The sequence below is a fragment of the Streptomyces sp. NPDC048142 genome, from assembly GCF_043202835.1.
Taxonomy (GTDB): Bacteria; Actinomycetota; Actinomycetes; order Streptomycetales; family Streptomycetaceae; genus Streptomyces.
Map to the genome: position 1 here is coordinate 1 of NZ_JBIDBC010000042.1, position 26,833 is coordinate 26,833.

The following is a 26,833-nucleotide window of genomic DNA, read 5'->3' on the forward strand; positions in this document are numbered from 1 at the left end:
GGCTTCAGGCGAGCCCACTGCGTATCCGTCAGATCTCCACGTGCCACAACACAAGATCATCCCACCTCAAGATCCACTTCCGATACACGCCCTAGGTGGGGCTGCCACAGCAGGGACAACACCAGGTACCAGCGCAGGGCGAACGAGTGGCGAAGCATATGGGCGCGGGCCCACACAGGGCATTGTGACCGGCGGCGCTCGCGTTCCTCAAGCGTCAGCTCTTCTGTCGAGAGGTCGGCCCACAGGTCAGCGATGCGCTCGTTGGCGTCCCGGAAGGTGTCCTCCCAGCCTCCGACCTTCTTCGGTAGCCCGTCGTGCGAGAGCCACACGGAGAGCGGCTCCAGCCCGTTGGGAGTCATGCGGAACAGGCGTAGGCGCTCGTCGGGACCGAGCACGTCCAGCGAGATCGGTACCGAGGAACCGGATGCCGACTCGATGTGCAACTCCCGCGTGCGCCCGCTGTACCCCGTCACGATCCGCAGCCCGGGCGAGCCGTCGTAGCGCCCCGCACGCTGGGCCCGGCGGATGACCTCCGCCCGCGATCCCTCCCCTTCATCCATGTATGAGGCAGCCGAGTCCATCAACACGCGGCGCGGAATCCGGTAGTATCGGCCCTCGTCCGGACTGCCCTTGATGCACGCGGCGGCCAGCCAGGTGCGCAGGTACCGGCCTCGTGCGCCGAACGGCAGCTCTACGTCGAGGATGCTGGCCCACTCCTGAAGCCGGAGTCCGGTGCCGTACAGGCCATCGACGAAGGCGACGTCCCGGTCCTCGTTGTACCCGCGCCATCCCCGGCGCCGCAGACCGTCGAACCCGTAGCCGCGCAGACCGATGTTGCGCCACTGCTCGAACCCGCTGCGCAGCAGCCACTTCACCTGGCGCCGGCGGCTGGCCGCCGGCCTCAAGGGATCACGCCCGTTCCTGGCCAGGGGCTTCCCGTTCCTGTCGACCAGACCGGACGGCCTCTCCGCGGGGGCCTGGCGTGGCACGGAGGGCACCGGGTTGATCGTCAGGTAGCGGGGGCCCGCCCAGGTGTAGAAGCAGTTGAGCGCGGCACGGTCAGTGTCGAAGCTCGTGCCCTTGACTCTTTCGTCGTTGCGGACGTCGGTGATCCGCCAATCCTTGTACGACTCGATGTCACCGGGCGTCGCCTCGTCCCAACGGCGACCGAAGACGTGGAGGAACGTCAGCCATACCGCGAGGGAGTAGGCGTACCGGCGCATGGTCTTCACTGACGCGCCCGCCATCGAACCGGTGCGGAAGAAGAGGTTGATCCGTGGATCTGCATGACCAGTAGGGGAGTTCAGAATCGGCGTGCCGTGGCGGGCGCCGTTGCGAGCGGCCCGCTCGTGAAGGTCACCGATCCACGAGAGCTCCTCAGGAATGTCAAGCGGAACAGCTTCCACCATGTTGTAGAAGTCTACGGTCCAACGGTCGATCGCCCTCATAATGCCTCCATGCCGTGCAGCTTGTATCTACAACATGCGAGTGCCTGGAGAACCTCCGGTCACGCGGAGGACGGCGAGGACATCCGCGAGGCGATGATCCGCGAGGCCGCCGAGGAGATCGGCCTCGATCTGGACCCCGACGAGCTGCGGGTGGCCCTCGTGATGCAGCACCGGGGCCCCGGCGGCGGGGCGCGCATGGGCTGGTTCTTCGTCGCGGAGTACGACCCCGGGCGCCCGCCGCGCAACGCGGAGCCGGAGAAGTGTTCCGAGCTCGCCTGGTTCCCGCTGGCCGCGTTGCCCGACGACATGGTCGCGTACTGCCGTGCGGGCCTGGACGGCTACCGCGCGGGCGAGCACTTCATGATCCACTGGCACCGGGACGGGGAGCCGATCGCGTACGTCCCCGGCGGCGTCGGCCGAGGGGTCCCGCTGCCCGCCGCCGGGGACAGCACCGGCCGGGTGCACCACATCGAGCTGTGGGTGGCGGACCTGGCGGAGGCGGAGCGCAGTTGGGGCTGGCTGCTGGGCCGGCTCGGCCATGTCCCGTACCAGCACTGGGCCCACGGCCGCAGCTGGCGGCGCGGCGACACCTATGTCGTGCTGGAGCAGTCCCCCGACCTGGTCGCCGGCGGCCACGACCGCCGCCGCCCCGGGCTCAACCATCTGGCGTTCCACATGGCGGACCGGGCCGCGCTCGACGCCCTGACGGCCGAGGCCCCGGCGTTCGGCTGGCGGCTGCTGTTCCCCGACCGCCATCCGTACGCGGGCGGCGAGGGGCACCACGCCGCCTATCTGGAGGACCCGGCGGGGTACGAGGTGGAGCTCGTCGCCGACTCCCGGCCCCGCCCCTGAGCCGTACGAGGAGGTGCCGGCAGGGCAGGCCGGGCAGACCGGTCAGGCGGGGTCAGGCGGGTCAGGAGGGGGCAGGTGGGTCAGGCCGGTCGGGTGGGTCAGGCCGGTCGGGCGAGAAGACCGGTCAGTCCCTCCGTCCGGGCCAGGCGTTCCAGCTCGTCCAGGGCCGCGGCCGCCGCCCCGGCCGCCGCCGGATCGCGCCCGGCCAGGCCGCTCCCGGCGAACTCGTCCTCGTCCAGCCGCAGGATTGACGAGCCGTCGGCCGACACCCACAGGTCCAGATCCAGGTCCTCGACCGCCAGCACCCCGTCGGCCAGCACGGCGGGCCGGGTGATGTCGCAGTACCAGCCCTTGAGAGCGCCGTCGCCGGTGCGGACCTCCTTCACCGCGAACCACCGGTCCCGCCAGTAGTGCTCGGTGAACACGTCGCCCGGCTCGAACCGGACGAAGCCGAAGTCCCGCACCCCGGGCGCGGCCCACGGCGCCCGGACGGTGACGCGGACGCCGTCGTCCCGGACCAGCTCCGCCGGATACCTGATCTTGGTACGGCCCGCCTTGGACAGGGCGACGACGACGCCCTTCGTACGGCCCGCGCGGGGCTCAGAGCCTGTCGGGCTCTCAGGGGAGGGTGCGGACATGGCGGACCTCCGTCGCGCAGACCGTGTAGCCGAACCACTGGTTGACGGCCAGCATCGGGCCGTTGCCGGTGTCGTTGGAGGTGTAGGCGTCCGTGTATCCGGCCGCCCGCGCCCGGTGCAGCGAGTCGTTCTTCGCCAGCTTCGCCAGGCCCCGCCCCCGGAAGTCCCGCAGGGTGCCGGTCATGGAGCTCAGATACGTCCGCAGGCCGTCGGTGGTGGCCGCGCTGAACGCCGCCACCTTCCCGTCCACCAGCGCCACCGAGGTGAGCCCCTGGTCGAAGGCCGGGTGCCGCCAGACGGTCGTCAGCCAGTCCTCGTAGTCGTCCAGCTCGGAGGTGATGTCGCCCGGCTCGTCCGCCGTCACCTCGGCGTCCGCCTCGAACAGCGGCCGGGGATCGTCCGCGAAGTCGGACCCGGGCCGCAGCTCGACGCCCGCCGGGAGCTCCTGACGCGGCGGCAGGGCCCCGCCCGCGAGATCGAGGTGCTGGAAGTGCGCGGAGCGGCTGGGCCGGTAGCCCCGCTTACGGGCGAACTCCAGGCTCTCCGGGTTGTCCAGGACCCATGCGTACACGACCGTGGCCCCGGCCTCGGCCAGATGCTCCTCCGCTGTGCGCAGCAGCAGCGAGCCCGCGCCGCGGCTGGTGCGGCCGGGCAGCGTCTGCGGCGTGAAGTACCCCTGCCCCGGCTCCGCACTCTCGTGGGCGATGCCGACCTGCGCGGTGGCGATGATCTCGCCGTCCTCCTCGGCCACCAGCAGCCGGTAGTGCCGGTCCGGATGGGCGTGGGCCAGGTCGTGGACGACCTGCTCGGGGGTGGCCACCATCCAGGGCACCGAGGCCCTGCGGGCATGGGTCCACGCCTTCGCGTCGGAGGGCCGGAAGTCGCGCACGATCACAGTCATGCGGTGGACCGTATGCGCAGCCACACCCCGAACGCCTCCCCTTTTTCCGCGGGTGGGGGAGAATCGGCACGTGACTGACAAGATCGTCCTCGACCCGGACTCCGGCATCGCGCCGTACGAGCAACTGCGCACCCAGCTCTCCGAACTGGCCCGTTCCGGCGAGCTGCCCGTCGGCCACCGGCTCCCGACCGTACGCGGCTTCGCCGAGGAGCTGGGCCTCGCCGCCAACACCGTCGCCAAGGCCTACCGGGCTCTGGAGGCGGACGGGGTGATCGAGACCCGGGGGCGCAACGGAACCTTCGTCGCGGCCGCCGGGGGAGCGGCCGAGCAGCGGGCCGCGACCGCCGCGCAGTTGTACGCGGAGACCGCCGAGCGGCTCGGCCTGACCCGGCAACAGGCCCTGTCGCTGGCCAAGGACGCGGTACGCGCCGCGTACGGGGACTGACCCTCACCCGTAGCACCTGGGGTCAGAGGTACAGCCCCGCGTCGGCCCCCGCGTCCTGCTTCGGCACCGAGGCGGGGCCGATGCCCCGGCGCAGCGCGTACAGCTCGGCGAGGGAGTTGCCCTCCCGGCCGACCCCTTCCTCCGTGCCCAGCCAGGCCGCCGACTCCTGACGGGTCAACGGGCCGACCTCGATCCTGGCCAGGCAGCGGCCGGGCCGGACGACCGCCGGGTGCAGCCGCTCCAGGTCCTCGTTGGTGGTGACCCCCACCAGCACGTTGCGGCCCTGGCCCAGCAGACCGTCCGTCAGGTTCAGCAGCCGGGACAGGGCCTGGCCCGCCGTGTGCTTGGCCTCGCCGCGGATCAGCTCGTCGCAGTCCTCCAGGAGCAGCAGCCGCCACCGCCCCTTCGCCGTGCCGTCGTCCTCACCGATCGCGATGTCCATCAGATAGCCGACGTCGTTGAAGAGCCGCTCGGGGTCCAGTACGCAGTCGACCTGGCACCAGTCGCGCCAGGAACGGGCCAGGGTGCGCAGCGCGGACGTCTTGCCGGTGCCCGGCGGGCCGTGCAGCAGGAGCAGCCGGCCCGCGATGTCGTCCGGGGTCACCTTCATCAGCCGGCCCATGGCGTCGGCCACCGGCGCGGTGTAGTTGGGGCGGACCTCGTCCCAGTTGCCGGCGGCGATCCGGCGGGTGGTGCGGTACGGGCCGCGGCGCGGGGAGACGTACCAGAAGCCCATGGTCACGTTGTCGGGCTGGGCTTCCGGCTCGTCCTGCGCCCCGTCCGTGGCCTGGCCGAGGACCTTCTCCGCCAGCGCCGCGCTGGTCGCGGTGACGGTGACGTCCGCGCCCCGGTTCCACCGGGAGGCCAGCAGGGTCCAGCCCTCGCCTTCCGCGAGCGTCGCACTGCGGTCGTCGTCACGGGCGGCCCGCAACACCGTGGCGTCCGGCGGCAGCAGAGTCGCCCCGGCCCTGACCCGGTCGAGGGAGGAACTGTGCGAGTACGGCTGCTCGCCCGTCGCGAAGCGGCCGAGGAAGAGCGCGTCCACGACATCGGACGGTGAGTCGCTGTCGTCGACGGTGAGCCGGATCGGCAGAGCGGATTCGGGGGAGTCGGGCATGGCGCCCATGATCCGGTACGGGGGCACCCCGTGCACCCGGGTTTCGCAGGCTCGTGCGGGGCGGGCTACGCCAGGGAGCCGACGGGGCGTCAGGGAGGCGACGGGAGCCGACGGGAGCCGACGGGACGACAGGGAGGCGTCAAGGAGCGCCCGTTGAAATCCCGGGGGCGGACGGAAGCACACCACCCTTATTTTTGGCATGAACACTTCCGGTGAGGTGAAGGGGCTGCTACTACGGAGTAGGCAGATACCCCCTGCTCAAGGAGGTCCCATGAAAATGTCCAGACTCGTGGCGTTCTCGTCATCTCTCCTGCTCGGCGCGGCCCTCGCCCTCGCCGGTGCGGGGATCGCGAACGCCGACTCGTCCGCCGCGGCCGTCGACTACGTCGCCCTCGGCGACTCGTACTCCTCCGGCGTCGGAGCCGGCAGCTACGACGGCTCCAGCTGCAAGCGCAGCAGCCGCGCCTACCCCGCCCTCTGGGCGGCCGCCAACTCCCCCACCACATTCGACTTCGCCGCCTGTTCCGGGGCCAGGACCGGAGACGTCACGGGCGGTCAGCTCGGCCGGCTGAACGCCTCGACCGACCTCGTCACGATCTCCGTCGGCGGCAACGACGCGGGCTTCGCCGACGTCATGACGACCTGTGTGCTGCAGTCCGAGGCCACCTGTCTCAGCCGGATCGCCACCGCCCGCGCCTACGTCGACTCCACCCTGCCCGGCCGGCTCGACTCCGTGTACACGGCCATCCGCTCCAAGGCCCCCTCCGCGCAGGTGGTCGTCCTCGGCTATCCCCGCTTCTACCAGCTCGGCGGCAGCTGCATCGCCGGACTGAGCGAGAAGGAGCGCTCCGCCATCAACGGGGCGTCCGACCACCTCAACACGGCCACCGCCAAGCGGGCGGCGGACCACGGCTTCACCTTCGGTGACGTCAGGACGACCTTCGCCGGGCATGAGATCTGCTCGGGCAACTCCTGGCTGCACAGTGTGAACTGGCTCAACATCGGTGAGTCCTACCACCCCAAGGCCGCCGGACAGTCGGGCGGCTATCTCCCGGTCCTCAACTCCGCTCTCTGACTCCGGCCCGGCTCTCCGGGCCCGGCTCTCCGGCTCAGCTCTCCGACCCAGCTCTCCAGCTCGGGAAAGCGTTCCGCCGCCCGCCGTCCCCCACGCGGGAGACCTCGTCCTTCGAGGCCTCCCGCTCCACGGCCGAGCGCCGGGTGATCTCAGGGGCAAAACCAGTCGAACTGTCCCAAGTCGCCCTGGAATCGCGCAGATTCGGTAACGGGCCGTCAACCTCCGTATGTGTGTGCGCAATCCTGTGGCCGGGATACACGGGTGTCGCCGCGGGAGGATAGGGTTAACCTGCCCGGACCGGGTGCCCTCGTACGGGTGGGGAGTGACATGGAACAGATAACGGTGCGAAGCAGGCCGCGGGTGCCTGCCATCACATGCGGGAGCGGTGCGACCAGTACGCGCCTCGACCGCCATCTCGCGGTGCTCGGCGGCCCCGTCGTCCCGCAGCGCGAGTCGGCGGAAGCGACGCTGCTGATGCGTGAGCTGACCTCGCGTGATGCCACGCACACCCGCCGGAGCAGGAGCGCACGCGTGTCGCTCTTCGCGCCGCTGCGGCGACTGCGGCGCTCGCTCTTCGGCAGCCGCCGCTGACCCACGGCACGGCATCGCCCGGACCGGCCCGCCGCTCGGGGCGGCTCAGGCGATCACTCCGTCCCGGCGCAGCGCCGATGTCTGCTCGTCCGTCATCCCCAGGGCTCGCAGCAGCGCATCGGTGTGTTCACCCAGCGCCGGTACGGCGCCCATCCGCGCCTCCTCGCTCCCCGGCAGCGTGATCGGCGGCAGCAGCGACCGCAACGGCCCCACCGGTGAACCCACTTCCCGCCACCGGTCCCGGGCCGCGAGCTGCGGATGCGCCGCCACATCGGACACCGTGTTCAGCCGGGCACAGGCGATGCCCGCCGCCTCCAGCCCGGCCAGCGCCTCCCGCCCTGTCAGGCCCGCCAGCGCCCGGCCCACCGCCGCGTCGGTCCGCTCCCGGTTCGCGGTGCGTGCCGCGTTCGTCGCGAAGTCCGGATCGTCGGCCAACTCGGGCCGACCGAGCACCTGTTCCGCCAGCCGGCGCCACTCCCGGTCGTTCTGCACGGAGAGCAGCACCCGCTCGCCGTCGGACGTGGGAAAGGCGTCGTACGGGGCGATCACCGAGTGCGCGAGGCCGGTACGCGCCGGGGGAGCGGAGCCGTGCGTCCCCTGGTGCAGCGGGTGGCCCATCCACTCGGCCAGCGCGTCCAGCATGGAGACCTCCACCGGACCGCCCCGCCCGGTGGCCGCCCGCCGCAGCAGCGCCGCGAGCACCCCGGAGAACGCGTACATCGCCGCCGCGATGTCCGCCGCGGGAATGCCCGCCTTCACCGGCTGCTCCGCCGTCCCCGTCACCGAGACCAGGCCGGCCTCGCACTGCACGAGCATGTCGTAGGCCCGCTTGTGCGCGTACGGCCCCTCCGCCCCGTAACCGGAGATGTCGACCGCCACCAGGCGCGGGTGCGCCGCGCAGAGTGAGGTGGCGTCGAGCCCGAGCCGGGCCGCCGCCCCCTGGGCCAGGTTCTGTACGAACACATCGGCCCCGGCGATCAGTTCACGCACCACGGCCAGTCCGCGCGGGTCCTTCAGGTCGACGGCCAGGGACTCCTTGCCGCGGTTGCACCAGACGAAGTGCGAGGCGAGACCGCGCGCCGCCGTGTCGTAGCCGCGCGCGAAGTCGCCGCCGTCCGGGCGCTCCACCTTGATGACCCGGGCTCCGAGATCGGCGAGCTGCCGGGTGGCGAAGGGAGCGGCGACCGCCTGTTCGACGGCCACCACGGTGATGCCGTCGAGGGGGAGTGGCAATGTGTTCATGCCCCCGTGCTTACCTCCTGACCGGCCCTTTCGCCAGCCCCGGCCCCTCTTCGGGCCCCCGCCGCACAGGTTGAGATCGAGCTACAGCAGCGCGAACTGCCCCTCGGGGCCCTCTTCCTGGTGTCCGAGCACCGATGCGGGACACCGTGCCGAGGACGGGACCGGCAGCACCCCCGCCGCCCGCAGTTCGTCGGGCGAGATCAGCGGCCCCGCCTCCAGCCGGGCCCCCAACTCCTCGCGGGGACCCGACGTGCCGTCCAGCAGAGCCAGTACGGTGATGAGTTCGAGCAGCTCCGAGGTCCACTCCCGGGGCCAGCCGCGCGCACCGACCGCGTCGAGACCCTCCGGGGCCGCACCGTCCGGCCCCCGGCCCGCCGCGGCCGCGGCCCGGCGCCCGAACCAGAGCTCCAGCACCCGCACCCCTCCCACCGTGAACTCCCAGGCCGCCGCGGGCACCGGCGAGATCCGGCCATCGCCGACGACCAGCGCGTCATTCCCGGCGTCGTACACCAGTTCCGTGGGGCGGGCCGGGAGCGCCGCCCGCACATAGGGCCTGCGCCCGCCCGGCAGCCGGGGGCGCTCCCCGCCCCGGGCCCCGCGCAACTGGAGCCGCATCAGCTCCCGGCCGAGCGCCACCCCCGACGACCACACCTCCGCGTCGGCCGGCAACGGGACACGCGGGCCGGCGGCGGAGGGACGGGCGGCGGCCAGGATCCACGCCTGCACCGCTTCCGGGGTGAACGCGTCCGGGGCAGCGCCGCCGCCGAGCCGCCCGCGCAGCAGGTCCAGGAGCCCCGGCGCCAGGTTGGGTTCCGTGCCGCCGGGCCTGCGGTAGAGCGGCCTGATCCGGCCGGGCCGCCCGGCGGGGGAGTGCCCGTCGGGCAGCAGCGCGGTCACCGACAGGGCGGGCCCGGAATCCTCGGGGGCTGAGCTGTGTTCGACCGCGAAGAGCTGTTGCCCGTCGGCGACCCGCCACAGCTCCGGACGGGCCGCGTCGAGCAGCCGGTGGTCGGGAAGCAGCCACTGCTCGTCGTAGGGGCCGTGCAGGATCCGTACGGGGTCGGGGCAGGGGCCCGGCGTCCGGGCGAAGCGGCCCGTTCCGGCGGACCGGCCGGGCAGGGCCGCGACCGAGGTGTGCGGCGTACGGGAACGGGTGGGCGCGAACAGCCGCTCCTGCTCGGTGGCGTCGGCGGCGGCCAGCCGTTCCCAGCGGGCCCGGAGCGCCACGGGGTCGGGGCCGCTCACCCAGGCGCGGCCGGTTCTCAGCGGCCGTACGGACCACGGCATCAGCTCGTCCAGTGACAGGAAGACGTCCGGCGGCGGCGCCTTCGCCACCGGCTTCCGCGGTGCCCTCGTCCTCGGGGTTCCCGGGGTTCCCGAGGTTCCCGAGGTCCTCGGTGTCCTCGGGATGCCTGGCGCCTCCGGTGTCCCTGGCGTCTCCGGTGCCTCCGGTGTCCCTGGTGTCCCTGGTGTCCCTGGTGTCTTCGGAGGGGAGGGCTGCGCGTCCCCGGCGTTCCCGGCTGCCGCCGTCGTCCCGCGCGCTGTCACCGAGCCGTCCCCTGTTCCCTCTCGCCTGTCCGCCGTGACCTTTTCGCATCGTAACGGCGGGCGGCGTCCGTGTGGGGCGGGGTCAGTGGGCCTCCACCGTCACGGAGAAGGAGAACCGGTCTCCCCGGTAGCGGATCCGGGCCACGTCCACCACGCGCCCCTCCGCGTCGTACGTCACGCCCGTGTAGTGCAGGATCGGACTGAGCAGCGGGACCTGGAGCAGCTCGGCGGTGACGGGATCGGCGAGCCGGGCCTCCACCGTGTCGGTGATCCGGGAGATCTTCACCCCGACGACATCGCGCAGGACCTTGGTCATCGGCCAGCGTTCGAGGTCGGTCACGTCGATCCGGGCGGCGATGTCGGGGCGTACCGCGTTCTCCACCCAGTTGGTGGGCTCGTCGCTCTCGCCGTCGCGGCGCAGCCGCCGGTAGCAGGTCACCTCGGCGCAGCCCGGGAAGAACTCGGCGAGGTCACCGGGCACCGGCGTCGGGCCGTGGCCGAGAACGGTCGTCGCCTCCCCGGACTGCTGGGCCACGATCGCGTCGACCGAGCCCAGCAGCCGGACCGGGGAGATCCGCCGGGCGCGCGGTTCGATGAAGGTGCCGCGCCGCCGGTGCCGGCTGATCAGCCCCTCCGTCTCCAGCTCCTTGAGCGCCTGGCGCATCGTGAGCACGCTGACCCCGTAGTGCGCGGCGAGCTGCTCCTCCGTGGGCAGCCGGGCGGAGGCGTCCTGCGGGCGGCCCAGTATGGAGGCCCGCAGGGACTGGGAGACCTGGTACCAGAGGGGCAGCTTCCGGTTCAGGACGAGGGAGTCGGGGGCGAAGGCGGGCGGGGGCGGCACCGGGTCCGTCCTGGCGTCCGCACCGTCCCCGGCCGCGGCGTCCCCGCCGGTGTTCCCCCGGGCGTTCGCCCCGGCTTGTCCGTGGCTCGCTGTCACGTCGTCCCCGTCCCGTCCCCTACGGACTTCCGCCGTCCACGGCCGGACGTCCCCTACGGTCTTCCGCCGTCTACGGCCGGAAGTTGCGGCTCAGACCCTGCCACACGTCGTCGTAGCCGCGCTGCAGATGGTCGGCGGCCGCCGCCTGCGCGGTCGCCGTGACCGGCCAGCGGGTCTCGAACATGAAGGCCAGGCCGTCGTCGATCTTCTGCGGCTTCAGCTCCGCCGCGCTCGCCCGGTCGAAGGTCTCCCGGTCCGGTCCGTGCGCCGACATCATGTTGTGCAGGGAGCCGCCGCCGGGGACGAAACCGTCCGCCTTCGCGTCGTACGCCCCGTCGATCAGACCCATGTACTCGCTCATCACATTGCGGTGGAAATACGGCGGGCGGAAGGTGTCCTCGCCGACCAGCCAGCGCGGGGCGAAGACGACGAAGTCCACTCCGGCCACCCCCGGGGTGTCGGACGGCGAGGTCAGCACGGTGAAGATCGACGGGTCGGGGTGGTCGTAGCTGATCGTCCCGATCACATTGAACCGGCGCAGGTCGTAGACGTACGGGGTGTGGTTGCCGTGCCAGGCCACCACATCGAGCGGCGAGTGGTCGTACGTCGCCGACCAGAGGTTCCCGCAGAACTTGTTGACCACCTCCACCGGGCCCTCGTGGTCCTCGTACGCGGCGACGGGCGCGAGGAAGTCCCGGGCGTTCGCCAGGCCGTTGGCGCCGATCGGGCCGAGGTCGGGCAGCGCGAACGGGCGGCCGTAGTTCTCGCAGACGTAACCGCGCGCGGTCTCCTCCAGCAGCTCCACCCGGAAGCGGATGCCGCGCGGGATCAGCGCGATGTGGCCCGGTTCGGCGCGCAGCAGGCCCATCTCGGTGCGCAGCAGCAGTCCGCCGCGCTCGGGGACGATCAGCAGCTCGCCGTCGGAGTCGCTGAACACGCGGTCCGTCATCGAGGAGTCGGCGTTGTACAGGTGGATCGCCATACCGGCGCGCTGCGCGGCGTCGCCGTTGCCGCCGAGCGTCCACAGACCGCTCAGGAAGTCCGTGCCGGGCGCGGGGTCGGGCAGCGGGTTCCAGCGCAGCCGGTTCGGGTCCGGCACGGTCTCGGTGAAGGGCGCCGAGCGCAGGCCCCCGTTGTCGGTCCTGGCGAACGCCGGGTGGGCGGCCGAGGGGCGGATCCGGTAGAGCCAGGAACGGCGGTTGTCCGCGCGCGGCTCGGTGAAGGCGGAGCCGCTCAGCTGCTCCGCGTACAGCCCGAGCGGGGCGCGCTGGGGGGAGTTACGGCCGTGCGGCAGCGCCCCGGGCACCGCCTCCGAGCTGTGCTCGTTGCCGAAGCCGGAGGAATACGCCAGCCCCTCGGCCGTCTTCCTCGCCTGGTCGATCGCGCTCATCCCGCACTCCCGGTGCCCACGAAAGCTCCAGGATCCGCCGGACGACGAATCCTATGTACCACCGTAGGAATAGGAGGGGGGTACGTCAACGGCATACTTCGCGCCATTCGTGGCGTGTGCCGTGCTCTTTGTGGCGGGTGTGGGTACGGGCGGGCGCCCGGGGGTGCGGCCCGCTGCCGTCCGCCGGGAACCGCCGCCGTTCGCCGCGTACCGCTGCCGTCCGCCGGGCGGAGGGACGCGGCATCATGGGGCCCGTGCCCCATGCCAACCCGAACCTCCGCCGAGCCCCCGTGCAGCAGCGCAGTGCCGACCGCCTGGCCCGGATACTCGACTCCTGCGCCGGGCTCCTCGACGAGACCGGCTACGAGCAGCTCACCACCCGGGCCGTCGCCGAGCGCGCCGACGTGCCCATCGGCTCCGTCTACCGGTTCTTCTCCAACAAGCGTGCGCTCGTCGACGCCCTCGCGCTGCGCAACCTGGACGCCTACGCCGACCGCATCACCGCCCGGCTCGCGGACCTCCCCGCCGCTGACTGGCGCGCCGCCATCGACGCGGTGCTCGACGAGTACCTGGAGATGAAGCGGAGCGTCCCCGGCTTCGCGCTCGTCGACTTCGGGCCGCCGTTTCCCGCCGAGGGCACGGCGGACGACGCCAACCGGCGGCTGGCGGACCGGCTCGCCGTACTGCTCGCCGGCCACCTCGGCCGACGGCCCGACGAGGGGCTGTCCCGGGCGATCCTGGTGAGCGTCGAGGCCGCCGACGCGCTGCTCCAGCTCGCCTTCCGCGCGGAACCGTCGGGGGACGCGGCCATCGTCGCCGAGACCCGGACCCTGGTCAGGTCCTACCTTGCCCAGACGCTCGACTGAGCGATGGTCCTTGCTCGGCGCTCATAGCCCCGGGGGTCCGCTCGCCTTCTTCTCCGCTTCTCCTCCGCGCAACACCTCCCCACCATGCGTACCGGTCGGTATGCTCGGCCGGGCCGGGGTTCCCACGCCCGCCCGGCCCATGTCCGTGTGCCGTCGCCGCAGCCGCCCCGGGGAGGGCCCATGTCCCACGACTCCCGCACCGCACCGCGTATCTGCCCCCTCTGCGAGGCCACCTGCGGCCTCACCCTCACCATCGAGGGGACCACCGTCACCGGTGCGCGCGGTGACCGCGACGACATCTTCAGCCGGGGCTTCATCTGCCCCAAGGGGGCCTCCTTCGGGGGGCTCGACGCCGACCCCGACCGGTTGCGCGTCCCCCTCGTGCGGGGCGAGGACGGGGAGCTGCGCGAGGCTGCCTGGAGCGAGGCGTTCGACCTGATCGCCGCACGGATGCCGGCCCTGACGAAGGCCCACGGGCCCCAGGCCGTCGGCGTGGTCCTCGGCAATCCCAACGTGCACACGATGGCGGGCGCCCTCTATCCGCCGCTGCTGCTCGCCGCCCTGCGCACCCGCAACGTGTTCACCGCGAGCACCCTGGACCAGATGCCCAAGCACGTCTCCAGCGGTCTGCTCTTCGGCGACGCGCACGCCATCCCCGTACCGGACCTCGACCGCACCGACCACCTCCTCCTGATCGGCGCCAACCCGCTGGAGTCCAACGGCAGCCTCTGCACCGCCCCCGACTTCCCCGGCCGGCTCAAGGCTCTGCGCAGGCGCGGCGGCACCCTCACCGTCATCGACCCGCGCCGCACCCGCACCGCCCGGCTCGCCGACCGGCATGTCGCGATCCGGCCCGGCGCGGACGCCCTGCTGCTGGCCGCGCTCGCGCGGATCCTCCTGACGGAGCAGCTCGCCGACCCCGGTCCGCTCGCCGAACACCTGGAAGGCATCGACGAACTGGCCGCCGCCCTGGCGGACTTCACCCCGGACGCCGTCGCCGCCGCCTGCGACGTGGACGCGGCCACCATCACCGCCATCGCCCACGAACTCGCCGCCGCCCCCACCGCCGCCGTCTACGGGCGCATCGGCAGCTGCACCGTCGAGCACGGCACCCTCGCGAGCTGGCTGGTGGACGTCCTCAACATCCTCACCGGCAACCTCGACCGGCCCGGCGGCGCGCTGTTCCCGCTCTCCGCCACCGCGCGCGCCCCACGGCCCGCCGCCCCCGGCAAGGGCTTCGCGCTCGGCCGCTGGTCGAGCCGGGTCTCCGGGCGCCCCGAGGCCAAGGGCGAACTGCCCATCGCCGCCCTCGCCGAGGAGATCGACACCCCGGGCGAGGACCGTATCCGCGCCCTGGTGGTCATCGCCGCCAACCCCGTGCTCTCCGCGCCCGTCGGCGACCGCCTGGACGCGGCTCTCGCCGACGGGCTCGACTTCATGGTCAGCGTCGACCCGTATCTCAACGAGACCTCCCGGCACGCCGATGTCGTCCTGCCCCCGCCGCCGCCCTCGCAGAGTGCCCACTTCGACTTCGCGTTCAACAGTTTCGCCGTGCACAACCAGGTCCGCTACACCCGCGCCGCCGTGCCCCTGGAGGACGGGCGGATGGACGAGAGCGAGATCCACGCCCGCCTCGTCCTCGCGGTGAGCGGCATGCACGGCGCACCGCCCTCCGCCGTCGACGACCTGGCCATCGGCACCGCCCTCACCCGGGCCGGGGCCCCGGAGGAACAGGCCGCCGAACTCACCGGCGAAAGCGGCCCCGAACGCCGCCTCGACCTCATGCTGCGCCTCGGCCCGTACGGGCTGACGCTGGAGAAGCTCCTCGCCCACCCGCACGGCATCGACCTCGGCCCGCTGAAACCCCGCGTCCCCGACGTCCTGCGCACCCGCTCCGGCCGCATCGAACTGCTCCCGGAGCCGATCGCCGCCGATCTGCCCCGCCTGCGCCGGGCGTTGGGCGACCGGCCCGCCCCGCTCGTCCTCGTCGGCCGCCGCCATCTGCGCTCCAACAACAGCTGGATGCACAACGTCGGCTCGCTCACCGGCGGGTCCAACGTCTGCACCCTCCAGATCCACCCCGACGACGCGGCCCGCCTCGGACTCGTGGACGGGGCCACCGCCCGGATCGAGTCGTCGGGCGGCGGGATCGAGGCCCCCGCCGAGATCACCGACACCGTGCGCAGCGGAGTGGTGAGCCTCCCGCACGGGTGGGGTCACAGCCGCCCCGGCACCCGTATGGCGGTCGCCGCCGCCCACCCGGGGGCGAACGTGAACCAACTGCTCGACGGCACGCTCCTGGATCCGCTGTCCGGCACCGCCGTACTGAACGCCATTGAGGTCTCCGTGACCCCCGCTCGCTAACATCACCGTGTTGACCTGGGGTTTTGCTCGTATTGCTCACGCGTCAACATCTTGTTAACGCTCCGAGGGGGCCCCTAACGTCATCCGGACCGCCGAGACCGGTGGGAGTTCAAGGATGAACGTTAGGTATCTCCCATGCTGACAATCCTCGGCTTCGCCATGATCGCGACCTTCCTGGTCCTGATCATGACGAAGAAGATGTCGCCGATCGCGGCGCTGGTACTGATCCCCGCACTGTTCTGTGTCGCCGTCGGACAGGGAGCGCAGCTCGGCGACTACGTCATCGAAGGCGTCGGCAACCTCGCGCCCACCGCCGCCATGCTGATGTTCGCCATCGTCTACTTCGGCGTGATGATCGACGTCGGCCTGTTCGACCCGATCGTCCGGGGCATCCTGAAGTTCTGCCAGGCCGACCCGATGCGCATCGTCGTCGGTACGGCGGTGCTCGCCGCGATCGTCTCGCTGGACGGCGACGGCTCCACCACCTTCATGATCACCGTCTCGGCGATGTACCCCCTCTACAAACGCCTGAAGATGAGCCTGGTCGTCATGACCGGTGTCGCGGCCACCGCCAACGGTGTCATGAACACCCTTCCCTGGGGCGGCCCCACCACCCGTGCCGCCACCGCGCTCAAGCTGGACGCCTCCGAGATCTTCGTGCCGATGATCCCGGCGCTGGCCATGGGACTGCTCGCCGTGTTCGTGCTGGCGTACGTGCTCGGCCTCCGGGAGCGCAAGCGCCTGGGGATGCTCACCCTCGACGAGGCGCTCGCCCGGGAGCCGGCTCCGGCGCCGGAGTCCGTGTCCACCGGCGCCGGCGCGGGCGGCACCGGCGGCGCGGACCGCCTCCGCAAGGACGTCACCGCGTCGGCCGGCGGTACGGGGACCGGCGCCGGAGCCGACTCCGTGGACAGGGGCAGGGACGGGGGCAGGGACGGGGACGGGGACGGGGGCGGGGACTCCGGCGCCGGCGATGGGGCCGGGGACGACGACGCGTTCCAGGGCCTCGACCCGAACCGGTCCACGCTCCGCCCGAAGCTCTACTGGTTCAACGCCGGACTCACCGTCGCCCTGCTGGCAGCGATGATCACGGAACTGATGCCGATCCCGGTGCTGTTCCTGCTCGGCGCGGCCCTCGCGCTCACCGTCAACTTCCCCCACATGCCCGACCAGCGGGCCCGGATCGCCGCGCACGCCGACAACGTCCTCAACGTCTCCGGCATGGTCTTCGCCGCCGCCGTCTTCACCGGAGTCCTCACCGGCACCGGCATGGTCGAGAGCATGGCCGACTGGGTCGTCGGCGCGGTTCCCGAGGCGATGGGCCCGCACATGGCCCTCGTCACCGGCCTGCTCAGCCTGCCGCTCACCTACTTCATGTCCAACGACGGCTTCTACTTCGGCGTCCTCCCCGTCCTCGCCGAGGCGGGCGCGGCCCACGGGGTCTCGCCGCTGGAGATCGCGCGTGCCTCCCTGGCCGGCCAGGCCCTGCACATGTCCTCGCCCCTCGTGCCCGCCGTGTACGTCCTCGTCGGCATGGCGAAGGTCGAGTTCGGCGAGCACACCCGCTTCACCGTCAAGTGGGCCGTGCTCACCTCGCTCGTGGTGCTCGGGGCGGGCATCCTCTTCGGCATCATGTGACGACACCCGCACCGCGGACCGGGCCCCGCGGCCGCACCGACCACGGCCGCGCGCCCCCGGTGCCGCGCGGCGTGCGCTCCTGTTGTGGCCGCTGTGACCGGTTATCACTGGCGTGACCGGCGTCTCGGGAGGCTCCCTGGCGCCAGAAAACTAACGGCGCTAGTTTGGGCGGGTGCGGCGTGCTGCCCCGCGCCGCACGGCTTCGGCGCTCCGCACAGCACGGCTCCGCACAGCACGCCCGGGAGGAAACAGCCATGAAGGCCCATGACCAGATGTACATCGACGGTGCGTGGCGGCCCCCCGTCGGCCAGGACACGATCGCGGTCGTGAACCCGGCCGACGAGCAGGTCATCGCCCACGTACCGGCGGGGACGGCCGAGGACGTGGACGCGGCGGTACGGGCCGCGCGCGCCGCCTTCCCCGCCTGGGCCGCGACGCCGCCCGCCGAGCGCGCGGCACGGCTCTCCGCCTTGAGTGACGTGCTGGCGGCCCGAAAGGACGAGGTGGCCGAGACGATCACCGCCGAGCTCGGCTCGCCGCTGCCGCTCTCGCAGATGGTCCACGCCGCCGTGCCGGTCCTGGTGGCCGCCTCGTACGCCGAACTGGCCGCCCGCCACACCTTCGAGGAGCGGATCGGCAACTCCACCGTGCTGCTGGAGCCGGTCGGTGTGGTCGGCGCGATCACCCCCTGGAACTACCCGCTCCACCAGATCGTCGCCAAGGTCGCCCCCGCGCTCGCCGCGGGCTGCACCGTCGTCCTCAAGCCCGCCGAGGACACCCCGCTCACCGCCCAGCTCTTCGCGGAGGCCACCGAGGCGGCCGGTCTGCCGCCCGGCGTCTTCAACCTCGTCACCGGCCTCGGACCGGTCGCGGGCCAGGCGCTCGCCGCCCACGAGGGCGTCGACCTGGTCTCCTTCACCGGCTCCACCGCCGTCGGCAGGCAGATCGGCGCCACCGCCGGAGCCGCCGTCAAGCGCGTCGCCCTGGAGCTGGGCGGCAAGTCCGCCAATGTGATCCTGCCCGGCGCGGACCTGGCCAAGGCGGTCAACGTCGGCATCGCCAACGTGATGACCAACTCCGGCCAGACGTGCAGCGCGTGGACCCGGATGCTGGTGGACGCCGAGTGGTACGACGAGGCCGTGGAGCTCGCGGCGAACGCCGTCACCAAGTACGTACCCGGGGAGCGGGTCGGTCCGCTCGTCAACGCCAAGCAGCAGGCCCGGGTGCGCGGTTACATCGCCAAGGGCGTCGAGGAGGGCGCCCGGCTGGTCGCGGGCGGACCGGACGCGCCGCTGGAGACCGGCTACTACGTCAGCCCGACCGTCTTCGCCGACGTCACCCCGGACATGACGATCGCCCGCGAGGAGATCTTCGGCCCGGTGGTCTCGATGCTGCGGTACGAGGACGTGGACGACGCCCTCCGTATCGCCAACGACACCGTGTACGGGCTCGCCGGGGCCGTGTGGGCCGCGGACGACGAGGAGGCGGTGGCCTTCGCCCGCAGGATGGACACCGGGCAGGTCGACATCAACGGCGGCCGCTTCAACCCGCTGGCCCCGTTCGGCGGTTACAAGCAGTCGGGGGTGGGGCGCGAGCTGGGGCCGCACGGTCTGGCGGAGTACCTCCAGACCAAGTCCCTCCAGTTCTGAAGCCGTTAGCCATCGTCTGCTCGTCTGCTCGTCTGCTCGTCTGCTCGTCTGCCCGCCGGTCCGTCCGCCCAGCCAGCTGTCCGAAGACCCGAGGAGTCTGTTTCGTGGTCCGCGCCGCCGTACTGCCCGCCGTCGGAGCTCCGTTGGAGATCACCGACATCGTCCTGCCGGAGCCCGGCCCCGGCCAGGTGCGCGTCGCGCTCGCCGCCGCCGGGGTCTGTCATTCCGACCTGTCCCTGTCCAACGGCACCATGCGGGTCCCGGTGCCGGCCGTCCTCGGCCACGAGGGCGCCGGTACGGTCCTGGCGACCGGCGAGGGCGTCACGCATGTGGCCCCCGGCGACGGCGTGGTCCTCAACTGGGCCCCCTCCTGCGGGGCCTGCTTCCACTGCGGGATCGGCGAGGTCTGGCTCTGCGCCGACGCCCTGAAGGGGACCGCCAACCTCCACGCCCGTACGGCGGACGGCACCGGCCTCCACCCCGGCCTCAACGTCGCGGCCTTCGCGGAGGAGACCGTCGTCGCCGCCGACTGCGTGCTGCCCGCGCCCGAAGGCATCCCGCTCACCGACGCCGCTCTCCTCGGCTGCGCGGTCCTGACCGGCTACGGGGCGATCCACCACAGCGCCGAGGTCCGCGAGGGCGAGAGCGTCGTCGTCTTCGGGATCGGCGGCGTCGGCCTCGCCGTGCTCCAGGCCGCCCGGATCGCGGGCGCGTCCAGGATCATCGCGGTCGACGTCTCCCCGGCCAAGGAGGAACTGGCCCGGCAGGCCGGGGCGACCGACTACGTCGTCGCCTCCGCCACCACCCCGCGCGAGATCCGCAAGCTCACCGGCGGCCAGGGCGCGGACGTCGCCGTGGAGTGCGTCGGCCGCCCCGTGACCATCCGGGCCGCCTGGGAGTCCACCCGGCGCGGCGGGCGCACCACGGTCGTCGGGATCGGCGGAAAGGACCAGGAAGTCACCTTCAACGCCCTGGAGATCTTCCACTGGGGCCGCTCCCTGACGGGCTGCGTCTACGGCAACAGCGACCCGGCCCGTGATCTGCCCGCCCTCGCCGACCACATCCGCGCGGGCCGCTTCGACCTGTCGATGATGGTCACCGAGCGCATCGCCCTGGACGGCATCCCCGCGGCCTTCGACAACATGATCGCGGGGAAGGGCGGCCGCGCCCTGGTGGTGTTCTAGCGCCTGGGGTGCGAGACCCGGGAGGGGGGCGCGTCCGGAAGCCCGTGGTCCGGCCGTCCCCCTTCCGTCCTTCTGCCCGCCCCGCCCCTCTGCCCGCCCCGCCCCGCTATGTCCGTTCCATCCGGCGCTCCTCGTCATGACGGGACTCCACCGGCCGGGACGGATTGCCGTGTGCGGGGCCGGTTCGCTGACGGCTCCGGGAGACCGCCACCCCGGCGAGGCACAGGGCCCCGCCGACGACGCCGAGCAGGGTCGGCACCTCGTCCAGGATCACCCACGCCATGGCCACGACCAGCGCCGGTACCGCGTACGTGGTCGCGCCCATCCGGCCCGCGGTGGTCCGGGCCAGCGCGTAGCCCCAGGTGGTGAAGGCCAGCGCGGTCGGGAAGACGCCCAGGTAGACCATGTTCAGGGTGGCGGACAGTGGTGCGTCGGCGGCCTCGGAGACCAGTACCCCGGTGAACGGCAGGCAGGCCACGGCCCCGATCAGGCAGCCGAAGGTGTTGATCTGGAGCGAGGAACCGTGCGCGAGGGCCGGCTTCTGGCTCACCACGCCCGTCGCGTACGCCACCGCGGCCAGCAGGCAGAGCGCCACGCCCAGCACGGAGGAGCCGCCGTGCCCGGACATCGCGAGTCCGACCACGACCGCGCCCGCGAACGAGACGCCCATCCCCAGCAGCAGCCGGCGCGGCAGCTTCTCACCGAGCAGCCGGGCGCCGACCAGCGCGATCAGGATCGGCCCGATGTTCACGAGCATCGCGGCCGTACCCGCGTCGACCTCCTGCTCGCCCCAGTTCAGGACCACCATGTACAGCCCGAACCAGAGCACCCCCGAGCTGACGATCCCCGGCCAGGCACCCCGCCCCGGGAGCCCCTCCCGGCGGACGAGCAGGATCACCCCGAGCACCAGCGTGCCCGCCAGCAGTCGGCCCAGGGCCAGCGCGCCGGGGGAGTAGGCCTCGCCCGCACTGCGGATGGAGACGAAGGAGGAGGCCCACAGCACGACGGTGGTGCAGGCGGCGGCGGGGGCACGCCAGCGGTGGGCCGGCGGGGAGACCGGAAGCGGTATCGGGGTCGTCGTCATGGCCACGACCGTAGAGCCGTAACACTTCGGGCCCCACCGAATTGTCGAGGACCGTCAATCGGCGGACGGACGGACGGACGGGCAGGCAGATAGGCAGGCAGGCGTGCGGGCAGGCCCACCCAGGTCGTCCGGTCATTGCCCCGCCCGGTGATCCGGATGCCGAGCCGTCCGGCGGGATGGTCGTGACAACTACGCCTCCGGGCCCGCCCGCTGCTGACGCCCGCGCTCGCGAGGAACGGGCCGCAGCCGCGCGGAACGGCCCGCGGCCCACGGGCCCAGGTCGCGTCAGGGACGGTTCGGCGCCGGCCGAGCCGTGGCCGTGTCGTCGCCCGCCGGCCGCGCGTACCGCGCGTACTGGAGCGCCAGCCCGTCCAGCAGCGCCCGCAGCCCGGTCTCGAAAGCCCCTTCGTCGACCTGGCTGCGGTGGTCGGCCAGCAGGTGGGCCTGGCCGAGGTGCGGGTAGTCGGCGGGGTCATAGGCTCTCGCGTCGTCGACGAAGCCCCCGGCGAACGACCCCAGCGCCGATCCGGTGATGAAGTAGCGCATCAGCGCCCCGATCCGGGTGGCCTGGGCGGGCGGCCAGCCCGCGCCGGTCATCGCCCCGAACACCGCGTCGGCGACCCGCAGCCCCGCCGGCCTGCGGCCGGGCCCCCGGGCCAGCACCGGGACGATGTGCGGGTGCGCGGCGAGCGCGGACCGGTAGGACAGCGCCCAGTCGTGCAGGGCCTCGCGCCAGTCGCGCGGGTCCGACTCCTCGAACATCGACAGATCGACCTGTGCGGAGACCGCGTCGGCGACGGCGTCGAGGATCTCCTCCTTGTTGCGGAAGTGGTTGTAGAGCGAGGGCCCGCTGACCCCCAGCACGGCCGCCAGGCGGCGCGTGGAGACGGCGTCGAGCCCCTCGGAGTCCACGAGCGCGCTCGCCGCCCCGACGATGCGGTCTCTGCTGAGGAGGGGCTTGCGCGGTCGGGCCATGCGGCTCATAGTAGGGCCTGCGAACCAGAAACTAGCAGTGCTAATTAAGGTGCGCCCGAGTGGCGCTCGTGAGAGGCAGTGGGTGGCGCACGATGGACCTGACGCTCAGCGAGGAGCAGGAAGCCGTCCGGAAGCTGGCCGAGGACTTCGTCGCCCGCGAGGTCGCCCCCCATGTCGTCGCGTGGGACCGCGCCGAGAACATCGACAAGTCGATCGTGAAGAAGCTGGGGGACCTCGGCTTCCTCGGTCTGACCGTCCCCGAGGAGTACGGCGGCTCCGGCGGCGACCACCTGTCCTACTGTCTGGTCACGGAGGAGCTGGGGCGCGGCGACTCCTCCGTGCGCGGCATCGTCTCCGTATCGCTCGGTCTGGTCGCCAAGACCATCGCGTCCTGGGGGAGCGAGGAGCAGAAGCGGCGGTGGCTGCCCCGGCTGACGGCGGGCGAGGCGATCGGCTGCTTCGGTCTCACCGAGCCCGGCACCGGTTCGGACGCCGGAAACCTCGCCACCCGGGCCGTCCGCGACGGCGGTGACTACGTCGTCAACGGCACCAAGATGTTCATCACCAACGGCACCTGGGCCGATGTCGTCCTGCTCTTCGCGCGGACGAACGACGCCCCAGGCCACCGGGGCGTCTCCGCCTTCCTCGTCCCCGCCGACACCCCCGGCCTCACCCGCCGCACCATCCACGGCAAGCTCGGCCTGCGCGGCCAGGCCACCGCCGAACTGGTCCTCCAGGACGTCCGGATACCGGCGTCCAGCCTCCTCGGGCCCGAGGGCAAGGGCTTCTCCATCGCCATGTCCGCCCTCGCCAAGGGGCGCATGTCGGTGGCGGCCGGCTGTGTCGGGATCGCGCAGGCCGCCTTGGACGCGGCCGTGCGCTACGCCGGCGAGCGCGAACAGTTCGGCAAGCCCATCGCCCGCCATCAACTCGTCCAGGAACTGCTCAGCGACATCGCCGTGGACGTGGACGCCGCCCGGCTGCTCACCTGGCGGGTCGCCGACCTGATCGACCGGGGCCAGGAATTCGTCACCGCCGCCTCCAAGGCCAAGCTGTACGCCTCCGAGGCCGCCGTCCGCTGCGCCAACAACGCCCTCCAGGTCTTCGGCGGCTACGGCTACATCGACGAGTACCCGGTCGGCAAGCTGTTGCGGGACGCCCGCGTGATGACGCTCTACGAGGGCACCAGCCAGATCCAGAAGCTGATCATCGGCCGCGCGCTGACGGGCGTCTCCGCGTTCTGACCGGCACCGGGGTTCGCACGGGTGTCTGAGTACCCGGCCTGAGTACGGGCACGGATGTGGCGTGCGCCACGTCGGCGGATGCTGAACCCATGAGTGACACGACATCGGTCAAGCAGCAGAGCACCGCCGCCTTCTACGGCCAGGCCGTCGCCTCCTTCCTGGTGGCGATCGGCGCGGTGGCCCTCGGGATCTTCTTCCTCGACGCCGATGCCTGGGTGCGCGGTTTCCTCGCCATCGGCGTGCTCTACCTGGTCACGTCCTGCTTCACGCTCGCCAAGGTGATCCGGGACCGCCAGGAGGCCGGGCAGATCGTCAGCCGGGTGGACCAGGCGCGGCTGGAGAAGATCCTCGCCGAGCACGACCCCTTCCAGAAGCTCTGACCTGACAGGGCTGACAGGGCCGACAGGGCGGGGCTGACAGGGCTGGGCCGGCGGGCCGGCGCCCACAGGGCGAGATCCGCAGGGCGGCCCCTAAGCGCTTGCTCAGGATCGGGGTATGGTGTTCGTCCTGCTGACGGAGAGGGGCCCTGGGCGATGTGTACGGCGGAGGAGACGAGCGGCGAGGACGCGCCGTGGGGCGAGGTCACTCCCGAGGCGGCCAGGCGGCTCCTCGTCGCCGCCGTGGACGCCTTCGCCGAGCGTGGATACCACGCGACCACCACGCGTGACATCGCCGGCCGCGCCGGGATGAGCCCGGCCGCGCTCTACATCCACTACAAGACCAAGGAAGAACTGCTCCACCGGATCAGCAAGATCGGCCACGAGCGGGCGCTGTACGTCCTCGACGCCGAGGCGGACCGGGAGGGCACGGCCGCCGAACGGCTCGCCGGGGCCGTCCGCTCCTTCGTCCGCTGGCACGCGGAGCGGCACACCACCGCCCGGGTCGTGCAGTACGAGCTCGACGCACTCGGCGAGGAGCACCGCACCGAGATCGTCGCCCTGCGGCGCAGGAGCGACGCGGTGGTGCGCCGGATCATCAGCGAAGGGGTGCGGGACGGTGAGTTCGACGTCCCCGACATCCCCGGCACCACGCTCGCGGTGCTGTCCCTCTGCATCGACGTGGCCCGCTGGTTCAACGCCGGCGGCAGCCGTACGCCCGACGAGGTCGGCGAGCTGTACGCCGGCCTCGTCCTGCGGATGGTCGGGGCCCGGCAGGCTCAGAAGTAGTCCCGCCGCTCCACAAGCAGTCCCGCCGGAGAGGCGGTACCGCCGCTTCAGAGGGAATCCCGCCGCTTCAGAAGGCCTCAGAAGTGGTCCCGCCGCTTCGGAAGGCTTCAGAGGTGGTCCCGCCGCTTCAGAAGGCTTCAGAGGTGGTCCCGCCGCTTCAGAAGTAGTAGCGGGACACCGACTCGGCGACACAGGCCGGCTTCTCGCCGCCCTCGCGCTCCACCGTGACGGCCGCCGTGACCTGCACGCCGCCGCCCACCTCCTCGACATCGCGGAGCACCGCCGTGGCCCGCAGCCGCGAGCCGGCCGGGACGGTCGAGGGGAAACGGACCTTGTTGGTCCCGTAGTTGATGCCCATCTTCATACCCTCGACCCGCATCACCTGCGGTACCAGCGCGGGCAGCAGCGAGAGCGTCAGATAGCCGTGCGCGATGGTCGTGCCGAACGGTCCGTCCTTCGCGCGGTCCGGGTCCACGTGGATCCACTGGTGGTCGCCGGTCGCCTCGGCGAACCGGTCGATCCTCTCCTGTTCGATCTCCAGCCAGTCACTGTGTCCCAGCGGCTTGTCCACTCCGTCCCGCAGCTCCTGCGCGGACGTGAAGATCTTCGGCTCTGCCATGTTCCCGGTCCCTGCCTTCCGGCTCGGCGCACCACCCGGCGCGATGTCTAAGCGCTTGCTCAGCATCGTTGTGCGGCGCGTTCCTGTCAACGACGTGGCGGTAGGTTTGAGGGGTGCCACAGATCCCGCAGACACTCCACGAACTCTCGGTCGGCCAGCTCTCGGCGCGCAGTGGCGCCGCCGTCTCGGCCCTGCACTTCTACGAGTCCAAGGGCCTGATCAGCAGCACCCGCACCAGCGGCAACCAGCGCCGCTACGCGCGGGACGCGCTGCGCCGGGTCGCCTTCGTGCGGGCGGCCCAGCGCGTCGGCATCCCGCTGGCCACGATCCGGGACGCGCTCGCCGAACTGCCCGAGGAGCGCACGCCGAACCGCGAGGACTGGGCCCGCCTCTCCGAGCTCTGGCGCAAGGAACTGGACGAGCGCATCGGGCAGTTGCACCGCCTGCGCGACCATCTCACCGACTGCATCGGATGCGGCTGTCTGTCGCTGGAGACCTGTGTGCTGTCGAACCCCGACGACATCACCGGCGAGCGGATCACCGGTTCCCGTCTGATGCCCGAGCGCAGGCAGTCCTCCTGACCGTCGTCGCGGGACCGGCCGGAAGAGCTTCCACGGACCGGCCGGTCCGGCGACGCGCGAACGTGGCCCAGGCCTCGCGGGCCGGTGAACCGAAACGGGCGGAAGCGCTCTGCCCGATCGTTGATCCGGGCACCCGCGGCCACGGTGCCGCTCCGTTCAGCACCTCGGACGGCACGTGTCCGCACCGCCGCCGCGGAATGCCGGTCGCCTGTGAGAACGGCATGCTGTCCGGTGAGTTCGGGCCCGCTGGGTCATCGGTACTCGACGGCGGACAGGCCGAGTCCGTCCGCGTACCCCTGGCCGACACGACGCTGCCGGCGGCTCGCCCGCGCGTACGGGGCCACCGCGCGCACGGGCCCGGACGTGGTCGCCGATCGTGACGTCCCGGGGCAGGCCCCCGTAGCCGATGCGGCCGCCCGGACGTGCGCAGCCGATCGCCTGCCGTACCGACTGCGGCGTCCCGACCGCCTCGATCACGTGGCCGCTGCCGCCGTCGAGCAGGTCGGTCACCTCCGCCGCCCCGCCACTGTGTCAAGCCCGTCCTGCGCCCGTAGGACGTCCCGGCCCCCTGGCCTTCCGGCCTCCCGGCCCCTTCCGGGAGGCCAGGAGGCCGGGAGGCCAGGGGCGGCGGGTCGGACGGCCGGGAGCACGGGGCCTCACGCCGCCGCCACGGCCGGCTCGCGGTGCCGTGGCAGCCGGGCCCTGTCCAGGGTGCGGTCGGTCAGGGCCGGCTGCGGCACCGTGATCCCGCAGCCCGTGCACACCGGGCCCGCCCACGGCACCTCGCCCCGCTCCTGCCGCCACTCGATGCGGGTGTCCGCGCAGACCGGGCAGGCGGAGCCGGGGCCGGAGCCGAGAGCCGCGATCAGGCGGCGCAGGACCTCGGCGAGCGGCGCGGTCGGATGGATGCCCGGGTCGGAGCAGCGGGCCACCCCGTGACCGCCCCAGGTGCGTCGGTGCCAGTCGTCGAACGCACCGGGCCGCCGCAACCCCGCGTGTTTCTCGCGCCGCCGACGCTCGGCGAACCCCGCCTCGTACGCGAGCCAGACGGCCCGCGCCTCCTCCAGCTCGTCCAGCGCGAGCATCAGGCGCACCGGATCGGGCGCCCGGTCCTCGGGATCGAACCCGTGCCGGGCGCAGAGATGGTCCCAGGTCGCCCGGTGCCCGTACGGGGCGAACCTCTCCAGGCACCTGCGCAGCGCATACCGCCGCAGGGCCAGATCACCCAGCGGATCGCGGACCTGTCTCGCAAGACTCCGGAAACCGGCCATGGCACCGC

At 72.4% G+C, this 26,833-nt stretch carries 24 protein-coding genes and 1 pseudogene; 13 read left to right on the forward strand and 12 right to left on the reverse strand.

Going from position 1 to position 26,833, the window contains the following annotated elements; genetic code table 11:
- Positions 1–56: 56 nt before the first annotated feature.
- Positions 57–1,448 carry a site-specific integrase gene (locus ACGF2Y_RS33030; RefSeq protein WP_392955064.1) on the reverse strand — a complete coding sequence of 464 codons (1,392 nt, stop codon included), beginning with the start codon at positions 1,446–1,448 and terminating at the stop codon, positions 57–59.
- A gap of 54 nt (positions 1,449–1,502) precedes the next feature.
- Here ACGF2Y_RS33030 and ACGF2Y_RS33035 point away from each other — a divergent pair.
- A pseudogene (locus tag ACGF2Y_RS33035) lies at positions 1,503–2,300 on the forward strand (VOC family protein); the annotation flags it as partial.
- Between the two features lie 98 nt (positions 2,301–2,398).
- Here the strand turns inward: ACGF2Y_RS33035 and ACGF2Y_RS33040 are convergent.
- On the reverse strand, positions 2,399–2,938 hold the full coding sequence (locus ACGF2Y_RS33040) for a DUF402 domain-containing protein (protein ID WP_392955066.1): 540 nt from the start codon (positions 2,936–2,938) through the stop codon (positions 2,399–2,401).
- The gene (locus ACGF2Y_RS33045) at positions 2,919–3,839 is read right to left on the reverse strand and encodes a GNAT family N-acetyltransferase (protein ID WP_392955068.1); all 921 of its coding nucleotides are present in this window, start codon (positions 3,837–3,839) and stop codon (positions 2,919–2,921) included. The genes ACGF2Y_RS33040 and ACGF2Y_RS33045 overlap by 20 nt, the downstream gene beginning before the upstream one ends.
- A gap of 70 nt (positions 3,840–3,909) precedes the next feature.
- Here ACGF2Y_RS33045 and ACGF2Y_RS33050 point away from each other — a divergent pair, with 70 nt between their 5' ends.
- Positions 3,910–4,284: a GntR family transcriptional regulator gene (locus ACGF2Y_RS33050; RefSeq protein WP_392955070.1), complete on the forward strand. Its 375-nt coding sequence runs from the start codon at positions 3,910–3,912 to the stop codon at positions 4,282–4,284.
- A 22-nt stretch (positions 4,285–4,306) separates the two neighbouring features.
- Here the strand turns inward: ACGF2Y_RS33050 and ACGF2Y_RS33055 are convergent, their stop codons facing one another.
- A complete protein-coding gene (locus tag ACGF2Y_RS33055) occupies positions 4,307–5,401 on the reverse strand; it encodes a DUF5925 domain-containing protein (protein WP_392955072.1) in 1,095 nt (364 codons plus the stop codon).
- Between the two features lie 271 nt (positions 5,402–5,672).
- Here ACGF2Y_RS33055 and ACGF2Y_RS33060 point away from each other — a divergent pair, with 271 nt between their 5' ends.
- Both ACGF2Y_RS33060 and ACGF2Y_RS33065 read left to right on the forward strand, forming a co-directional pair.
- Complete coding sequence (locus tag ACGF2Y_RS33060) at positions 5,673–6,476, forward strand: SGNH/GDSL hydrolase family protein (RefSeq protein ID WP_392955074.1); 804 nt, start codon at positions 5,673–5,675, stop codon at positions 6,474–6,476.
- 327 nt (positions 6,477–6,803) lie between these two features.
- The gene (locus tag ACGF2Y_RS33065; protein ID WP_392955076.1) at positions 6,804–7,067 is read left to right on the forward strand and encodes a hypothetical protein; all 264 of its coding nucleotides are present in this window, start codon (positions 6,804–6,806) and stop codon (positions 7,065–7,067) included.
- Between the two features lie 45 nt (positions 7,068–7,112).
- On the opposite strand, the gene ACGF2Y_RS33070 is transcribed toward ACGF2Y_RS33065, so the two are convergent.
- The 4 genes from ACGF2Y_RS33070 to hmgA form a co-directional block, all read right to left on the reverse strand.
- Positions 7,113–8,309 carry a CaiB/BaiF CoA transferase family protein gene (locus tag ACGF2Y_RS33070; RefSeq protein ID WP_392955077.1) on the reverse strand — a complete coding sequence of 399 codons (1,197 nt, stop codon included), beginning with the start codon at positions 8,307–8,309 and terminating at the stop codon, positions 7,113–7,115.
- Between the two features lie 81 nt (positions 8,310–8,390).
- Complete coding sequence (locus tag ACGF2Y_RS33075; protein ID WP_392955151.1) at positions 8,391–9,596, reverse strand: type ISP restriction/modification enzyme; 1,206 nt, start codon at positions 9,594–9,596, stop codon at positions 8,391–8,393.
- Positions 9,597–9,939: 343 nt separating this feature from the next.
- Complete coding sequence (locus tag ACGF2Y_RS33080; protein ID WP_392955152.1) at positions 9,940–10,698, reverse strand: GntR family transcriptional regulator; 759 nt, start codon at positions 10,696–10,698, stop codon at positions 9,940–9,942.
- Between the two features lie 166 nt (positions 10,699–10,864).
- Entirely contained in the window at positions 10,865–12,184 is a 1,320-nt protein-coding gene (gene hmgA, locus ACGF2Y_RS33085; RefSeq protein ID WP_392955079.1) for a homogentisate 1,2-dioxygenase, read from the reverse strand.
- Positions 12,185–12,429: 245 nt separating this feature from the next.
- Between hmgA and ACGF2Y_RS33090 the strand changes: the two genes are divergently transcribed.
- The 5 genes from ACGF2Y_RS33090 (at position 12,430) to ACGF2Y_RS33110 (ending at position 19,885) form a co-directional block, all read left to right on the forward strand.
- Positions 12,430–13,050, forward strand: a complete 621-nt coding sequence (locus ACGF2Y_RS33090) for a TetR/AcrR family transcriptional regulator (RefSeq protein WP_392955081.1) — start codon at positions 12,430–12,432, stop codon at positions 13,048–13,050.
- A 180-nt stretch (positions 13,051–13,230) separates the two neighbouring features.
- Complete coding sequence (locus ACGF2Y_RS33095) at positions 13,231–15,414, forward strand: molybdopterin-dependent oxidoreductase (RefSeq protein WP_392955083.1); 2,184 nt, start codon at positions 13,231–13,233, stop codon at positions 15,412–15,414.
- 135 nt (positions 15,415–15,549) lie between these two features.
- Entirely contained in the window at positions 15,550–17,052 is a 1,503-nt protein-coding gene (locus ACGF2Y_RS33100; protein ID WP_392955085.1) for a CitMHS family transporter, read from the forward strand.
- Positions 17,053–17,306: 254 nt separating this feature from the next.
- The gene (locus ACGF2Y_RS33105) at positions 17,307–18,701 is read left to right on the forward strand and encodes an aldehyde dehydrogenase family protein (RefSeq protein WP_392955087.1); all 1,395 of its coding nucleotides are present in this window, start codon (positions 17,307–17,309) and stop codon (positions 18,699–18,701) included.
- A gap of 104 nt (positions 18,702–18,805) precedes the next feature.
- On the forward strand, positions 18,806–19,885 hold the full coding sequence (locus ACGF2Y_RS33110) for a Zn-dependent alcohol dehydrogenase (RefSeq protein WP_392955089.1): 1,080 nt from the start codon (positions 18,806–18,808) through the stop codon (positions 19,883–19,885).
- A 106-nt stretch (positions 19,886–19,991) separates the two neighbouring features.
- On the opposite strand, the gene ACGF2Y_RS33115 is transcribed toward ACGF2Y_RS33110, so the two are convergent.
- Both ACGF2Y_RS33115 and ACGF2Y_RS33120 read right to left on the reverse strand, forming a co-directional pair.
- Positions 19,992–20,969 carry a DMT family transporter gene (locus ACGF2Y_RS33115; protein WP_392955091.1) on the reverse strand — a complete coding sequence of 326 codons (978 nt, stop codon included), beginning with the start codon at positions 20,967–20,969 and terminating at the stop codon, positions 19,992–19,994.
- Positions 20,970–21,254: 285 nt separating this feature from the next.
- Entirely contained in the window at positions 21,255–21,944 is a 690-nt protein-coding gene (locus ACGF2Y_RS33120) for a TetR/AcrR family transcriptional regulator (RefSeq protein WP_392955093.1), read from the reverse strand.
- A 92-nt stretch (positions 21,945–22,036) separates the two neighbouring features.
- On the opposite strand from ACGF2Y_RS33120, the gene ACGF2Y_RS33125 reads away from it, so the two are divergent.
- From ACGF2Y_RS33125 to ACGF2Y_RS33135, 3 genes are all read left to right on the forward strand, one after another.
- Positions 22,037–23,188, forward strand: a complete 1,152-nt coding sequence (locus ACGF2Y_RS33125) for an acyl-CoA dehydrogenase family protein (RefSeq protein ID WP_392955154.1) — start codon at positions 22,037–22,039, stop codon at positions 23,186–23,188.
- A gap of 89 nt (positions 23,189–23,277) precedes the next feature.
- Entirely contained in the window at positions 23,278–23,568 is a 291-nt protein-coding gene (locus tag ACGF2Y_RS33130; protein WP_364790835.1) for a YiaA/YiaB family inner membrane protein, read from the forward strand.
- Positions 23,569–23,721: 153 nt separating this feature from the next.
- Positions 23,722–24,354 (forward strand): TetR/AcrR family transcriptional regulator, encoded by a 633-nt coding sequence (locus tag ACGF2Y_RS33135; protein WP_392955095.1) that lies wholly within the window; start codon positions 23,722–23,724, stop codon positions 24,352–24,354.
- Positions 24,355–24,511: 157 nt separating this feature from the next.
- On the opposite strand, the gene ACGF2Y_RS33140 is transcribed toward ACGF2Y_RS33135, so the two are convergent.
- On the reverse strand, positions 24,512–24,973 hold the full coding sequence (locus tag ACGF2Y_RS33140) for a MaoC family dehydratase (protein ID WP_392955097.1): 462 nt from the start codon (positions 24,971–24,973) through the stop codon (positions 24,512–24,514).
- A 113-nt stretch (positions 24,974–25,086) separates the two neighbouring features.
- Between ACGF2Y_RS33140 and soxR the strand changes: the two genes are divergently transcribed.
- Positions 25,087–25,554, forward strand: coding sequence for a redox-sensitive transcriptional activator SoxR (gene soxR, locus ACGF2Y_RS33145; RefSeq protein ID WP_392955099.1), 468 nt, complete (start codon positions 25,087–25,089; stop codon positions 25,552–25,554).
- Between the two features lie 656 nt (positions 25,555–26,210).
- Here soxR and ACGF2Y_RS33150 read toward each other — a convergent pair.
- Complete coding sequence (locus tag ACGF2Y_RS33150) at positions 26,211–26,825, reverse strand: hypothetical protein (protein WP_392955101.1); 615 nt, start codon at positions 26,823–26,825, stop codon at positions 26,211–26,213.
- Positions 26,826–26,833 lie beyond the last annotated feature (8 nt).

Coding starts and splice junctions, on each gene's coding strand:
- ACGF2Y_RS33030 (WP_392955064.1), bottom strand. CDS start 1,448: ATGAGGGCGATCGACCGTTGGACCGTAGACTTCTACAACATGGTGGAA.
- ACGF2Y_RS33040 (WP_392955066.1), bottom strand. CDS start 2,938: ATGTCCGCACCCTCCCCTGAGAGCCCGACAGGCTCTGAGCCCCGCGCG.
- ACGF2Y_RS33045 (WP_392955068.1), bottom strand. CDS start 3,839: ATGACTGTGATCGTGCGCGACTTCCGGCCCTCCGACGCGAAGGCGTGG.
- ACGF2Y_RS33055 (WP_392955072.1), bottom strand. CDS start 5,401: ATGCCCGACTCCCCCGAATCCGCTCTGCCGATCCGGCTCACCGTCGAC.
- ACGF2Y_RS33060 (WP_392955074.1), top strand. CDS start 5,673: ATGAAAATGTCCAGACTCGTGGCGTTCTCGTCATCTCTCCTGCTCGGC.
- ACGF2Y_RS33065 (WP_392955076.1), top strand. CDS start 6,804: ATGGAACAGATAACGGTGCGAAGCAGGCCGCGGGTGCCTGCCATCACA.
- ACGF2Y_RS33070 (WP_392955077.1), bottom strand. CDS start 8,309: ATGAACACATTGCCACTCCCCCTCGACGGCATCACCGTGGTGGCCGTC.
- ACGF2Y_RS33075 (WP_392955151.1), bottom strand. CDS start 9,596: ATGCCGTGGTCCGTACGGCCGCTGAGAACCGGCCGCGCCTGGGTGAGC.
- hmgA (WP_392955079.1), bottom strand. CDS start 12,184: ATGAGCGCGATCGACCAGGCGAGGAAGACGGCCGAGGGGCTGGCGTAT.
- ACGF2Y_RS33090 (WP_392955081.1), top strand. CDS start 12,430: ATGGGGCCCGTGCCCCATGCCAACCCGAACCTCCGCCGAGCCCCCGTG.
- ACGF2Y_RS33095 (WP_392955083.1), top strand. CDS start 13,231: ATGTCCCACGACTCCCGCACCGCACCGCGTATCTGCCCCCTCTGCGAG.
- ACGF2Y_RS33100 (WP_392955085.1), top strand. CDS start 15,550: ATGCTGACAATCCTCGGCTTCGCCATGATCGCGACCTTCCTGGTCCTG.
- ACGF2Y_RS33105 (WP_392955087.1), top strand. CDS start 17,307: ATGAAGGCCCATGACCAGATGTACATCGACGGTGCGTGGCGGCCCCCC.
- ACGF2Y_RS33115 (WP_392955091.1), bottom strand. CDS start 20,969: ATGACGACGACCCCGATACCGCTTCCGGTCTCCCCGCCGGCCCACCGC.
- ACGF2Y_RS33120 (WP_392955093.1), bottom strand. CDS start 21,944: ATGGCCCGACCGCGCAAGCCCCTCCTCAGCAGAGACCGCATCGTCGGG.
- ACGF2Y_RS33125 (WP_392955154.1), top strand. CDS start 22,037: ATGGACCTGACGCTCAGCGAGGAGCAGGAAGCCGTCCGGAAGCTGGCC.
- ACGF2Y_RS33130 (WP_364790835.1), top strand. CDS start 23,278: ATGAGTGACACGACATCGGTCAAGCAGCAGAGCACCGCCGCCTTCTAC.
- ACGF2Y_RS33135 (WP_392955095.1), top strand. CDS start 23,722: ATGTGTACGGCGGAGGAGACGAGCGGCGAGGACGCGCCGTGGGGCGAG.
- ACGF2Y_RS33140 (WP_392955097.1), bottom strand. CDS start 24,973: ATGGCAGAGCCGAAGATCTTCACGTCCGCGCAGGAGCTGCGGGACGGA.
- ACGF2Y_RS33150 (WP_392955101.1), bottom strand. CDS start 26,825: ATGGCCGGTTTCCGGAGTCTTGCGAGACAGGTCCGCGATCCGCTGGGT.